General features: G+C 64.3%; 13 protein-coding genes. 2 read left to right on the forward strand and 11 right to left on the reverse strand.

The genetic code is table 11. The annotated features are described in order from the left end of the window. Nucleotide 1: 1 nt before the first annotated feature. From GJ698_RS08475 to GJ698_RS08495, 5 genes are all read right to left on the reverse strand, one after another. Nucleotides 2-1,267 (reverse strand): phosphatidylserine decarboxylase family protein, encoded by a 1,266-nt coding sequence (locus GJ698_RS08475; RefSeq protein WP_208023795.1) that lies wholly within the window; start codon nucleotides 1,265-1,267, stop codon nucleotides 2-4. Between the two features lie 2 nt (nucleotides 1,268-1,269). Continuing rightward, nucleotides 1,270-1,785 carry a DUF4142 domain-containing protein gene (locus tag GJ698_RS08480; protein ID WP_154357185.1) on the reverse strand — a complete coding sequence of 172 codons (516 nt, stop codon included), beginning with the start codon at nucleotides 1,783-1,785 and terminating at the stop codon, nucleotides 1,270-1,272. Between the two features lie 85 nt (nucleotides 1,786-1,870). After that, nucleotides 1,871-2,125 (reverse strand): hypothetical protein, encoded by a 255-nt coding sequence (locus GJ698_RS08485; RefSeq protein WP_154357186.1) that lies wholly within the window; start codon nucleotides 2,123-2,125, stop codon nucleotides 1,871-1,873. A gap of 23 nt (nucleotides 2,126-2,148) precedes the next feature. Next, a complete protein-coding gene (locus tag GJ698_RS08490) occupies nucleotides 2,149-2,508 on the reverse strand; it encodes a hypothetical protein (RefSeq protein WP_154357187.1) in 360 nt (119 codons plus the stop codon). A gap of 127 nt (nucleotides 2,509-2,635) precedes the next feature. Further along, entirely contained in the window at nucleotides 2,636-2,848 is a 213-nt protein-coding gene (locus GJ698_RS08495) for a hypothetical protein (RefSeq protein ID WP_154357188.1), read from the reverse strand. Nucleotides 2,849-3,023: 175 nt separating this feature from the next. Between GJ698_RS08495 and GJ698_RS08500 the strand changes: the two genes are divergently transcribed. Further along, a complete protein-coding gene (locus GJ698_RS08500; RefSeq protein WP_154357189.1) occupies nucleotides 3,024-3,617 on the forward strand; it encodes a DUF4337 domain-containing protein in 594 nt (197 codons plus the stop codon). Nucleotides 3,618-3,710: 93 nt separating this feature from the next. After that, a complete protein-coding gene (locus GJ698_RS08505) occupies nucleotides 3,711-5,426 on the forward strand; it encodes a thiamine pyrophosphate-dependent enzyme (protein ID WP_154357190.1) in 1,716 nt (571 codons plus the stop codon). 2 nt (nucleotides 5,427-5,428) lie between these two features. Here GJ698_RS08505 and bcaP read toward each other — a convergent pair whose 3' ends face one another. The 6 genes from bcaP to GJ698_RS08535 all read right to left on the reverse strand — a co-directional run bounded on the left by bcaP (nucleotide 5,429) and on the right by GJ698_RS08535 (nucleotide 11,847). Then, nucleotides 5,429-6,823, reverse strand: coding sequence for a branched-chain amino acid transporter BcaP (gene bcaP, locus GJ698_RS08510; RefSeq protein WP_371865201.1), 1,395 nt, complete (start codon nucleotides 6,821-6,823; stop codon nucleotides 5,429-5,431). A gap of 67 nt (nucleotides 6,824-6,890) precedes the next feature. Then, on the reverse strand, nucleotides 6,891-7,979 hold the full coding sequence (locus tag GJ698_RS08515) for an FUSC family protein (protein WP_154357191.1): 1,089 nt from the start codon (nucleotides 7,977-7,979) through the stop codon (nucleotides 6,891-6,893). After that, nucleotides 7,969-9,063, reverse strand: coding sequence for an alkene reductase (locus GJ698_RS08520; RefSeq protein ID WP_154357192.1), 1,095 nt, complete (start codon nucleotides 9,061-9,063; stop codon nucleotides 7,969-7,971). The genes GJ698_RS08515 and GJ698_RS08520 overlap by 11 nt, the downstream gene beginning before the upstream one ends. 13 nt (nucleotides 9,064-9,076) lie before the next feature. Continuing rightward, on the reverse strand, nucleotides 9,077-10,471 hold the full coding sequence (locus tag GJ698_RS08525; RefSeq protein ID WP_154357193.1) for an NAD-dependent succinate-semialdehyde dehydrogenase: 1,395 nt from the start codon (nucleotides 10,469-10,471) through the stop codon (nucleotides 9,077-9,079). 98 nt (nucleotides 10,472-10,569) lie between these two features. Beyond that, nucleotides 10,570-11,379 carry a helix-turn-helix transcriptional regulator gene (locus GJ698_RS08530; protein WP_154357194.1) on the reverse strand — a complete coding sequence of 270 codons (810 nt, stop codon included), beginning with the start codon at nucleotides 11,377-11,379 and terminating at the stop codon, nucleotides 10,570-10,572. A gap of 75 nt (nucleotides 11,380-11,454) precedes the next feature. Further along, a complete protein-coding gene (locus GJ698_RS08535) occupies nucleotides 11,455-11,847 on the reverse strand; it encodes a response regulator (RefSeq protein WP_154357195.1) in 393 nt (130 codons plus the stop codon). Between the last annotated feature and the right edge of the window lie 221 nt (nucleotides 11,848-12,068).

Raw genomic sequence — 12,068 nt, forward strand, 5'->3', positions numbered from 1 at the left:
ATCAGTCTTTGACGGTGGCGATGCGCTCGCATAATTTGATTTTTTGGCTGTCGAGGCCGGGCCGCTGACCGCGCAGGTCGAAATCCAGCTTGGTCTCGGGCCGGAAAATCAGGCAGTGGGTCGAGCCGCCAAAGTGGAACATGCCGATCTGCTGGCCCTTCTCCACCCGTTCGCCCTCCGCCACGGTGATCTCGCAGGCCGACACCTCGGCCATGCCCACCGCCATGAAGCACATCAGCCCGATGCCGGGACGATCTGCTTCGATGAACACCAGCGCCCGGCTGGCCACCTGCGTAATGTAGGCCTGCGACTGGCGCGGCGCCGACGGGTCCAGCCCTTCCTCGATGCACGACGAGTAATAGCTGCCTTCCACCACATACGCCTTGACGATGCGGCCGGACACCGGACTGTGCCAGCGGTGATAACTGAATGAACTTAAAAACGCCTGGTACACTGTGCCGCCATCGAAGCGGCCAGCCAACTCGTCGCCCGCCAGCATGCGCCCCAGCGCGTAAGGCTGGGCCTTGATCCAGAACCGGTCCTGCAATGTGACGCCGCGCGCCAACCGGTATGGCGACGATTCGCAGGCGTTGACGATCACCGCATCGTCGTGCGGCGCCTCGACCGGTCGCTGGCCGGGCCGGAACCGGCGTGTGAAGAACTCGTCCCATGAACGATAGCCGCGATATGGCAATGCCGGATCGCACTCGAACTCCTCGTCAAAGCCAGACATGTGCTGCATGGCATCGGCGCCAAACCAGCCTTTGTGCGGATCGTTGCTCAATGCGGGCAGCGAGGCGGCGGAGGTCAGAAACCGTCCCCAGTGATCTAAAATAGCCTTCAGGCAGCGATTGACATCGGCATCCAGAAAGAACTTGTGGCCGCTGGCGGTCGGCATCAGCCAGTTGACGATCGCATTGATCGGCAAGCCAGTGATGCCGGTTTGATTGAATTCTGGAGGACGCCCCAGTGCGGCATTGATCATCTGCAGCGCCTGGGCGAAGCTGCGGGCCTGCGGCCGGCCGGTGGGGTCGCAATCGCATGGCGGCGTGGATGGCAACTCATCGAACATCGTCACGACCAACGCGCTGAGTTCGGCGTCTGCGGCAACATGCTGCGCAAGCGCTGCAACAGGCGGCAACAGCGGCGCCGGATGCGCCTGGGCATACACGCCCAGCAAACGCATCCAGTCCGCAAACACCGCCTGATCGCTGTCGAGCCACTCGCCAACGCAAAAGCGCGCCTCACCGGCGAGCGGCGCGGCCATGCTTATTTCACTGCGGCGTCGAGTTTTTTCGCCATGTCCTCATGGTGCGCGACGGTCGGCTCCAGCTTGGTCGCCAGCGCTTTGACGTCCGCGTCCTTGCTGTCGGCGATGTCTTTTTTCAGCGCGGCATGGACCTTGGTGTGGTCGGCCACGCCGGCCTTGCTCACGTAGGCCTTGTCGAATGCCGCACCAGACAGTTTTTGCAGGTCGGCCGCCATTTTTTGATGAGCGGCGTCAGGCTCGGTCGGCAAGGCGACATTCTTCGCTGCGGCTACCTTCTTGGTTTCATCCAGACCTTTGCCATGATCGTCGATCATCATCTGCGCGAATTGCTTGACGTCGGCGTTGGCGCTTTTCTCCAGCGCCATTTTGCCGGCCGCCACTTCAGCGATGTTGGCCTGGGCGATGGCGACCAGACGGCCTTCGTCCGCCTTGTTCAGCATGGCGGAAGTCTGCGCGGCAGCGAATTGGGCGATAGCGCCAAGAATGCATGCAGATGCCAGATGTGCGGTTTTCATTTTTCGGTCTCTTCAGGTGAACTAAGTGTTCCTGAAATGTAGACCTGAAACCGCGCCAGGACGGTGTGCCAGCGCACCGATGCTGCTATGGTTGCTTGTCACCCTGCGCGCGCAACTGCTGGAGGGCGTCCAGTCCGGCCTGCTGCGCCGCCGCTTCGGCGTCGGCTTCGCTGGCAAAACTCACGTCGGCAGCGACGCGCTGCCTGGGATAGATGTTAGCCAGATGCATGGGATTGTCGGAAGGCGCGAAGATCGCAACGTATGCGCCCCACTCGTTCGTTCCCGCAAGCGCTTCCGCGGTAAATTCGATTTCGTAACCATCTACATTTGTCGTGGACATCGCTGGCTCCAGCTGAACATCATCTAGTGATTCGGATGCTTGCCCGTTTTTGCCGGCTTGGCCTCAACAACGGCGCGCCTCCGTGCTTTCTTGGGCAGCAGCGAGTGGCTCGCCAGTCCCGTCGTCGAACAGGCGGCGATCAGTCGCAACGCCGGCATCAGTTCGCTGAACGCAACTTCCGACGCCTGCGCCAACGTTTCAGCGGAGGTTGGCAAATCGGTTGAGAACTTGCCGTCAATAACCAAATGACCGACTTCGTGGATTTGCAATTCGAGGGCGATGGATTCCTGGCTGGTGCTGCTGGCGATGCGTTGACCGTCAATCTCCAGCGTCATTTCAACCACGCCTGCCACGCGGGAAAATATAACATTAGCAGATTTCATATGGGCTCCTGATTTTGAAAATTTTGAGCAATAATGCGCTCTACGCCACAGAACTAGCCCAGTTCTGGCGGCGTTTCCAACACTGCCGCAACCTTAGCAGATTCGTCAGGCATGCGAAAGTACAGCGTTATTGCGCGTCGATTTTCGATAGCTCATTTGCAATCGCCGCGCGATCCTGATGCATCAGCATGCGGCAGGCTGCGCGGACCAGCACGCTTTTCTTGATCTTGCTGCCGGACGATTCGCCGAGTTCCAGACGCAAGGTCTGCATCGCGTCATATTCCGTTTCCGGCAACGAAACAGTCCAGGTGATCTGCTTGGGGAGTTTGCTGGATTTCATGTGAGCCTCCTGTATCGGAAAAATCAGCATACACCTGAGTCCCTTGCGCACATTTGTCCGCTTTTAGATCCACGTCAAACGCCGGCGACAAATGTCGGCCTCAGCTCCATCGAAATGGCGGCGCGGCAAGCAAGGCATTAGGCTATGCTAGCGGTTTTCCCACTTTCACCGCATTATGGAACCTCTCGATATCGTCGACACACAGAACGAACCGCAACAGCCGGCTGGCCGCAAGCTCAACGCCACTGTCGCCATCACGGTAGCCTTGCTCGCCACCTTCATGGGCATCTGCAAGGTCAAGGATGACAACATCAACCAGAGCATGCAGCAGGCGCAGGTGAACCGCGTCGACCACTGGGCCTTCTACCAGGCGCGCAACGTGCGCGAGGAAGTGGCCAAGGCGACAGTGGTGCAGCTGAAGCTGGCGGCGGTGGGCCGTCCGGCCGGCGAACAGGCGGCGTACCAGGACGCGATCAAGCAGTACGAAGCGCTGGCGCTGGAACAGGGCCACAAGAAAGCCGAGGCCAAGGCGGATGCCGAGAACGACCAGAAACTCTACGACGCCGCCAACTTCAAGGACGACCAGTTCGACCTGTCGGATGCCTTGCTGGCCATCGCCATTTCGCTGCTGGCCATCACCGCGCTGACACAGCTGTGGGCGCTATACTTCGTGGCGCTGGTGCCGACCGCCTTCGGCGTGCTGATGGGACTGGCCGGACTCGCCGGCTGGGCCATCCACCCGAACGCTCTCACCGCCCTGCTCTCCTGACGAAAAGCAAGATCGGCCGCTCGTGCGGAAGCGAACATACACGAACGGCCGCCTGTCACATGCTAAGTCTGCTACCAACACCGGGAACAGACCATGTCCAAGACCGTCGCAGAAGTCATCATCGAAACCCTGCAACAAGCAGGCGCCAAACATTGCTGGGGCGTCCCCGGCGACACCCTCAACCACATCACCGACGCCATCCGCCGCAGCGAGATCAACTGGGTTCACGTGCGCCACGAGGAAGCTGGCGGCTTTGCCGCCGGCGCCGAGGCCATGCTCACCGGCCGCCTGACCTTGTGCGCCGGTTCCTGCGGTCCCGGCAGCCTGCACTTCGTCAACGGCCTGTTCGAGGCGCACCGCAACCGCTCGCCGGTGGTGCTGATCGCCAGCCAGATCGTGCGCGACGAACAAGGCTTCGATTTCCCGCAGGAAGTGGATTACAAGCCGATCTACGACCAGTGCAGCGTATTCTGCCAGGAGATCCGCACGCCGGCCCAGGCGCGCCGCGTCACCGCGGCGGCGGCGCAGGCCGCGCTGACCAAGGGCGGCGTGGCCGTCATCATCGTGCCCGCCGATATTTCGAAGGAAACCGCAGCCGACGAGCCGCCGTTCGCGGTGCACCAGCCGCGTCCGCAAACGCGGCCATCGGACGACGAGCTGACGCGCATTGCCGAAGTGCTCAACGCCGGCAAGAAAATCGCCATCTACGGAGGCTCCGGCTGCCAGGGCGCGCATGCGGCGCTGATGGCGGTGGCGGCGCGGCTGAAGGCGCCCATCGCCCACACCTCGCGCGCCAAGGACTTCGTCGAGTACGACAATCCGCACAACGTCGGCATGACCGGCATCTTTGGCGTCGCATCCGGCTACCACGCCGTCAGCGAGTGCGACACCTTGCTGCTATTGGGCTGCGACTTCGCCTGGCGCCAGTTTTATCCAGCGCATGCGCGCATCATCCAGATCGACATCGATCCCACTCACCTTGGCCGACGCCATCCCATCGAAATCGGCGCGGTGGGCGACATCGGCGCCACGCTGACGGCGCTGCTGCCGCTGTTGCAGCAGCATGAAGACGCCGCCTTCCTCGACCACTGCGTCGACCGCCACCAGAAAGCCATCGCCCATCTCAACGAACGCGCCACGGCCGGCGACAACGGCACCATCCGCCCGCAGTACCTGACGGCGACGATCGACAAGTACGCCGCCGACGACGCCATCTTCACGGCCGACGGCGGCTCGCCCATGGTCTGGGTGCTGCGCCACACGCGCGCCAACGGCCGCCGCCGCACGCTGGTCAGCCTGACCCACGGCACCATGGCCAACGCCATGCCGCAGGCGCTGGGCGCCAAGAAAGCCTTCCCGCAGCGGCAAGTGATTTCGTTGTCAGGCGATGGTGGCCTGGCGATGCTGATGGGCGATCTGATTACGGCCGTGCAGGAAAACATCGCGATCAAGGTCGCGGTCTACAACAACAGCTCGCTGGGATTTGTGGAGTTGGAACAGAAAGTCGAAGGCTTGCTGGACGCCTATACCGACTTGAAGAATCCGGACTTCGCGCGCGTGGCGGAAGCCATCGGCATTTACGGCCAGCGGGTCGAAACGCCGGCCCAGCTGGAAGAAGCGGTGCAGGCCTGGCTGGCCCATCCGGGCCCGGCGCTTCTGGATGTGACGACCGACCGTTTTGAACTGGTCATGCCGCCCACCGTGGAGATGAAACAGGTGCTGGGCACCGCCCTGTATTCCGCCAAGGCGGTGCTGAGTGGTCGCGGCCAGGACGTGATCGACCTGGTCAAGGACAACCTGAGCAAATAAGGTCAGTTGGCCTTGTTCAGCAGCGAGTGGCGGCGGGCATAGGTGAAGTACACCACCAGCCCGATCGCCAGCCAGATGATGAAGGCAATCCAGGTCACGGCACTGAGGAACACCATCAGCGCGCCGCAGAACAGGATCGCCAGGCCAGGGATGACCGGCACGCCCGGGCAACGGAACGCACGCGGCAGGTCCGGACGCTTCTTGCGCAGCACGATCACCGCCACCGACACCAGGCAGAACGCGGCCAGCGTGCCGATGTTTGCCAGTTCGCCCAGCACTTCCAGCGGCACCAGCGCGCCCAGCAGGCCGAACACGATGCCGACCAGCCAGGTCGCCACGATCGGCGTGCCGGCGCCGTTCAGCGCGGACAAACGCTTCGGCAGCAGGCCGTCGCGCGACATCGCATACAGCACGCGGCTCTGGCCGAACGCCATCACCAGGATCACGGTGCTCATGCCCAGGATAGCGCCGAGGTCGACAAAGCCGGCCACCCAGTTTTCGCCGGCAAATTGCAGCGCCAGCGACACCGGGTGGTCGATGCCCTTGAACTGGGTGAACGGCACGATGCCGGTCATGATCGCCGACACCACCACGTACAGCACGGTGCAGACCGCCAGCGAGCCGATGATGCCGATCGGCAGATCGCGCTTGGGCTGCTTGACCTCTTCCGCCGCCGTGGTCACCGCGTCGAAACCGATGAAGGCGAAGAACACCAGCGCCGCCGCGCTCATGACGCCGGTGGCGCCATACGGCATGAAGGGATGCCAGTTCGGCGGCGACACGTGGCGCGCGCCGACCAGGATGAACAGCAGCACCACGCCGATCTTCACCACCACCATGATGTTGTTGACGCGGGCGGATTCACGCACGCCCAGCGACAGCAGCACGGTCAGCACCATCATGATCAGGAAGGCCGGCAGGTTGAAGAAGGTGGTCACGCCAGGCAGCGCGCCGGGGGCGGCGGACAGCGCCGCCGGAATGTGCATGCCGAAGCCGCCGAGCAGCGACTGGAAATAGCCCGACCAGCCCACCGACACGGCGGACGTCACCAGGCCGTATTCCAGGATCAGGTCCCAGCCGATCATCCAGGCGATGATCTCGCCCAAAATGGCGTAGCTGTAGGTGTAGATGCCGCCCGCCACCGGCAGGATGGAGGCGAACTCCGCGTAGCACAGCGCGGCAAAGCCGCAGGCAAACGCCGCCACCACGAAGGACAGCGCCAGCGCCGGGCCGGCGGTCGTCGCGCCGCTGCCCGTCAGCACAAAAATACCGGTGCCGACAATGGCGCCGATACCCATCAAAATCAGATCGACCGGTCCGAGGACTTTCTTCAGGCCGCCAGGTTTGGCGCTGGCCTCGCGCATGGCGTCCAAGTCCTTGGTTCTAAAAATACTCACTACTGCCTCCATTGCTTGTTGATTTATTCATCCCAGATGCAAAAAAGGGCAGCCGCAGCGGCTGCCCTCAAGGGCCGGGGATTTTACCACGCTTTGTTTTGAGAAAACGCCGTACCACCTCCAGCAACACCATGCCGATCACGATGCCGAACAGGCGCTGCAGCCCCGTCGCGGCGTCCACCGATGCGTAGTTGTCCGGCACCAGCACCACCAGAAACGCCAGCGCCAGCTGCGTGCCGACGTACTCGACGCCGTGCCCGGCGTTCTCGATGTGGCGGCCGGCCGCCACGCCCAGGCAAGCCGCCAGCGTCATGATGACGGGCGACGCATGGCTGAGCAGCAGGATGCCGGTGGCCAGCAGGCCGCCGATGCAGCAGCCGAAGAAACGGTGCCGCAGCCGGGTCGCCGCCGGGCTGTCCGAGGTGGCCAGCTCCACCGCCGGCACCATCATCACCGCCATGATGGTGATGCTGCTCTGGCTCAGCGCCTTGATGTGCCATGCCGACCACACCCAGGGTATCAGCGCCAGCGCCAGTGCGCCCTGCAAGGCGTGCAGGCAGGCCGGCTTGTGCCAGAACTGCAAGGCCGGCGCCGCGACCAACGGCACGGCGCGCCGGGTGAGCAGCGCCGAAACCGCGCTGACCAGCACTGCGGCGGCGGTGCCGACGCAGACCTCGGCCAGCCGCGCCTTCGCAAACGCCGCCAGCGCCACGCTGGAATCCTGCATGCCGTCGACCAGCACCATGGCAAAGCTCAGGCCGACCAGCAGCCAGCCATAACCGCGCCGGTCCACCACGCACAGGTACAGCGTGGCGCCGCCCACCACGGCCAGCGCCAGACTGAGCAAAACGGTCGAACCGAGCAACACCGGCGCCAGCAGCCACGCCAGCGTCACGCCGGCCACCGTGCCCGCCACGCGCAGCGCGCCGCGCCACGCGGTTTCGGCAAAGGTGCCGCGTATCACGATGAAGGCGCTGAAGGCGGCCCAGCCGACATTGCCGATGCCCAGACCATGCGCTCCGGCGATGGCCAGCAGCACTGCCGCCAGGCAGCTGACCTCATCGACAGCACGCGCACCGGACATGCGCCAGGGGAGGAAGTCGCGCGCCACGCTGGCGGCGGCGGCGCTCCATCCCCTGAGCCGGTCAGCGTCCATGGAGCCCGGGCCAGTCGGAATAGCCGGTGGCGTCGCCGCCGTACCAGTATTCCTTCGGCGCTTCGGCCAGCGGCGCGCCGGTGCGCAGGCGCTCGATCAGGTCCGGATTGGCGATGAACGGCCGGCCGATGCTGAACAGGTCGGCGTCGCCCGCCGCCAGCGTCTGCTCGGCCAGCGCCAGCGTGTACTGGTTGTTGGCGATGTAGGCGCCGTTGAAGCGTTCGCGCAGCGCCGTGAAGCTGATGCCGTCGGTGGCCTCACGGCTCAACTGGGTCACGCCCTCGATGTCGTGGATGTACAGCAGGCCCAGTGCCGACAGTGCATCCACAAAGGCGCCGAAGGTGACCATGGTGTTGCTGTCGAGCGGGGTGTTGCCCGGCGCCGTCGTCACCGGCGAGATGCGGATGCCGACGCGGTCGGCGCCCCAGACATCCACCACCGCGCGCACCACTTCCAGCGGGAAGCGCAGGCGGTTTTCCAGCGAGCCGCCGTATTCGTCGATGCGATGATTGGTACTGTCGCGCACGAACTGTTCCAGCAGGTAGTTGTTGGCCGCGTGCACTTCCACGCCATCGAAGCCGGCGCGCTTGGCGTTTTCGGCGGCGCGGCGGTAATCCTCAACGATGCCAGGCAGTTCGCCGGCCTCCAGCGCGCGCGGCGTGACGAAGTCCTTCATGCCGTCCTGCACCCGGATCTGCCCTTCCGGCTTGATCGCCGATGGCGCCACCGGCAGCCCGCCGTTGTGCATGTCCGGATGCGACATGCGGCCGGTGTGCCACAGTTGCAGGAAGATCTTGCCGTCGCGCTGGTGCACGGCGTCGGTCACGTGGCGCCAGGCGGCGACCTGTTCCTCGGTCCAGATGCCGGGCGTGCGTGGATAGCCGCGGGCCTGGGCCGAAATATTGGTGGCTTCCGTGACGATCAGGCCGGCGCCGGCGCGCTGCGCGTAATACGCTGCGGCATAGTCCGGCGGCACGCCGGCCTCGTCCGAGCGGCTGCGCGTCATCGGCGCCATGACGATGCGGTTTTTCAGCGACAGGCTGCCGATGGTGACAGGCTGAAGAATTGGGCTATTGGCATGCATGATGTTCTCCTTGTTAGTCAACGGTTTTGGCCCATACGGCCTGTGCATTGGTGAATTCGCGCAATCCGAAGTGCGACAGCTCGCGTCCGTAACCGCTCTTCTTCACGCCGCCCACCGGGATGCGGGCGTTCGACGCCGGATAGCCGTTGATGAACACGCCGCCGGTTTCCAGGCGCCGGGCGATGCGCTGGGCGCGGGCGATGTCGCTGGTCCACAGGCTGCCGCCCAGGCCGTAGTCGCTGGTGTTGGCCAGCAGGATGGCGTGCTCGGCGTTGTCAGCCACGGTGATGGCGGCGACCGGGCCGAAGGTTTCCTCGTCAAACGCGGCCATGCCAGGCTGGACATTGGTCAGCACCGTCGGCGCGTAGAAATTGCCCGGGCCATCCAGCTTGCGGCCGCCGGTCACCAGCGTGGCGCCGGCGGCGATGGTGCGTTCCACCTGCTGATGCAACTCGTCGCGCAGGTCGCCGCGCGCCATGGGGCCGATGGTGCTGGCCGGATCCAGCGGGTCGCCGGCGGTCATCTGCTGTACGGCGGCCACGAACTTGCGGGTGAATTCCTCGGCGATCGGCTGTTCCAGGATGAAGCGCTTGGCCGCCAGGCAGACCTGGCCGGCGTTCTGGAAGCGCGCTTCGATGCCGGCCTTGACCGCCAGGTCGATATTGGCGTCCGCCAGCACGATGAAGGCGTCGGCGCCGCCCAGTTCCAGCAGGCTTTTCTTCAGCGCCTTGCCGGCGGTGGCGGCGACGGCGGAACCGGCGCGCATGCTGCCGGTCAGCGTGACGGCGGCGACACGCGGATCTTCAATGGTGCGGGCCACGGTGTCGTTGTCGGCGATCAGGTTGGCGAACAAGCCTTTCGGGAAGCCGGCGGCTTCGTAGGCTTCTTGCAGCGCATAGGCCGAGCCCATGACGTTCGGTGCATGCTTCAGCAGGAAGCCGTTACCGGACAACATGATCGGGCCGGAAGCGCGCACCACTTGCCACAGCGGGAAATTCCAGGGCATCACGGCCAGCACGGTGCCAATTGGCAAATAGGAAACGTGCACCTGGTCGTCGCCGTCCACTGCGACCGGCTCGTCGGCCAGGATGGCTGGGCCGTTGTCGGCGATCCAGTCGATGGTGGCAGCGCATTTTTCCACTTCGGCGCGGGCGGCCTTGATGGTTTTGCCCATTTCGGCGGTAATCAGCGCGGCCAGCGTTTCCGAACGCTCGCGCAGCGTGGCCGACAGGCGGCGATAGGCGGCGACGCGCTCGCGCATCGGCGTGGCGCGCCACAGGCGGAAGGCGGCGCTGTTGGCGTCGAGCAGGCGTTCGACTTCGCTTGGGGTCTGGTATGCGTAGGTGGCGATCAGCTCACCGTTGGCAGGATTGCGCGAAACGGCAACATTGGTATTTTGCTGGGACATGATTCTTACCTCCGGGATGGTTGGGTGCAGTGCGTAATGCACTGCCATGACCATCAGTGTAGGTAAGTCGAATCGGGCGAAGAAGGCGTCTTGTTATCCTATGACTGTGGGTCATAGGCAGCGTGGCGGGGGATGTAGGTGACCAGCGACAGGTCCGGCCGGCCCTCGGGCGTCAGCGCCACGTAGGTGAAGTCGATATAGCCGCTGGTCGGGTGCAGCAGCCGTTTGCGGCCTTCGTCGAAGCCCTTGACCTCGGTATCCGGCCACCATGCGCGGAATTCCGGGCTTTGCGCCGACAATTCCTCGATCAGGCTGTCGAACGGCGCCTTGTCCTGGGCGTGGGCGCGGGCCGCGCGGAAGGTCGAGATCATGCCGCGCGCCATCTGCTCCCAGTCCAGGATCAGGGTGCGGTACGGGATGTACAGGAACAACAGCCGCAGCGTGTTGCGTTCATGCGGCTGCAGCGAGCCGTAGTCGACAAACATGTCGGCGATGGCATCGTTCCAGGCCAGGATGTCGAGCCGGGGATTGCGCACATAGGCCGGAATCGGATTGATCGCCCGCACCAGCATTTCCAGCCCGGCGCTGACTTCGCCGCTGGTCTCGATGGCGGGCGCTTCCAGCGCGGACAGCGCGAACAGGTGCGACGCCTCCACCCGGTCCAGCTTCAGCACCTTGGCGATGCGCCGCAGCGCGTCGGCGGAAGGCTGGATGTCGCGCCCCTGCTCCAGCCAGGTGTACCAGCTGACGCTGACGCCGGCCAGCACCGCCACCTCCTCGCGTCGCAGGCCCGGCGTGCGTCGCGGCCCTTCCGGCAGGCCGAACTCCTTCGGCTGCAGGCGCGCGCGCCGGCTGGAAAGAAAGGCGCCAAACTCGTGGCGTTGTTCGGGAGTAGGTCTGCTGGCCATGGATCTGGAGGAATACTGTTGAGACAGCCTCTATTCTAGCGATAACCGGCGCCCGCGGCGAGATGGCGCCCGCGGCTAGCGGGCACTGCGCCGGCCGGTCGATACCACGCGCTGCAGCAGTTCGTCGAAGCGGGCCGGCTTCAGCAGGTAGTCGTCGAAGCCGCTTTCGATGGCGCGGTTGCGCGTGGCCGGGTCGTTCCAGGCGCTGTAGGCGATCAGCACCGGCTGGACCGCGACCGGCAGTTGCCGCACGGCGGTGGCGACGGCAAAGCCATCCACCACCGGCATGCCGAGGTCGAGCAGGACCACGTCGGGCGCGAACGCCGCCGCCGAGGCGATGCCGGCGTCGCCATCGTAGACGGCGGCGGTGACATGACCATGAAGCGCGAGCAATTCAGCAACCAGGTCGGCCGCGTCGCGATTGTCATCGACAACAAGTATGCGTTTCGGAGAGAACTGGGAAGCCATGATGTTTCCGGTCGGTGGCATGCAGCGACGCTGCATCTGCGTACGGCAAACATGGGGCCGAGGTGGATGAGGCGGACAATAGGGGCCGCGCCATGGAAATTGCATTATACGCGAGAAAAAGCCATGGCTCCGATTGTGCCACTTGGGCTATTATCAGTTGACCTTCTTTCTTTACGCGCCTACCCGGGATGAATAGCCCTACGCCATCTGATGTTGAAATT

The organism is Duganella aquatilis (assembly GCF_009674565.1).
Lineage (GTDB): Bacteria > Pseudomonadota > Gammaproteobacteria > Burkholderiales > Burkholderiaceae_D > Rugamonas > Rugamonas aquatilis.

What these genes read in the sequence shown, in the direction of transcription:
- GJ698_RS08500 (WP_154357189.1), top strand. Translation starts at nt 3,024, where the DNA reads ATGGAACCTCTCGATATCGTCGACACACAGAACGAACCGCAACAGCCG.
- GJ698_RS08505 (WP_154357190.1), top strand. Translation starts at nt 3,711, where the DNA reads ATGTCCAAGACCGTCGCAGAAGTCATCATCGAAACCCTGCAACAAGCA.
- GJ698_RS08475 (WP_208023795.1), bottom strand. Translation starts at nt 1,267, where the DNA reads ATGGCCGCGCCGCTCGCCGGTGAGGCGCGCTTTTGCGTTGGCGAGTGG.
- GJ698_RS08490 (WP_154357187.1), bottom strand. Translation starts at nt 2,508, where the DNA reads ATGAAATCTGCTAATGTTATATTTTCCCGCGTGGCAGGCGTGGTTGAA.
- GJ698_RS08530 (WP_154357194.1), bottom strand. Translation starts at nt 11,379, where the DNA reads ATGGCCAGCAGACCTACTCCCGAACAACGCCACGAGTTTGGCGCCTTT.
- GJ698_RS08515 (WP_154357191.1), bottom strand. Translation starts at nt 7,979, where the DNA reads ATGGACGCTGACCGGCTCAGGGGATGGAGCGCCGCCGCCGCCAGCGTG.
- GJ698_RS08485 (WP_154357186.1), bottom strand. Translation starts at nt 2,125, where the DNA reads ATGTCCACGACAAATGTAGATGGTTACGAAATCGAATTTACCGCGGAA.
- GJ698_RS08535 (WP_154357195.1), bottom strand. Translation starts at nt 11,847, where the DNA reads ATGGCTTCCCAGTTCTCTCCGAAACGCATACTTGTTGTCGATGACAAT.
- GJ698_RS08480 (WP_154357185.1), bottom strand. Translation starts at nt 1,785, where the DNA reads ATGAAAACCGCACATCTGGCATCTGCATGCATTCTTGGCGCTATCGCC.
- GJ698_RS08495 (WP_154357188.1), bottom strand. Translation starts at nt 2,848, where the DNA reads ATGAAATCCAGCAAACTCCCCAAGCAGATCACCTGGACTGTTTCGTTG.
- GJ698_RS08525 (WP_154357193.1), bottom strand. Translation starts at nt 10,471, where the DNA reads ATGTCCCAGCAAAATACCAATGTTGCCGTTTCGCGCAATCCTGCCAAC.
- GJ698_RS08520 (WP_154357192.1), bottom strand. Translation starts at nt 9,063, where the DNA reads ATGCATGCCAATAGCCCAATTCTTCAGCCTGTCACCATCGGCAGCCTG.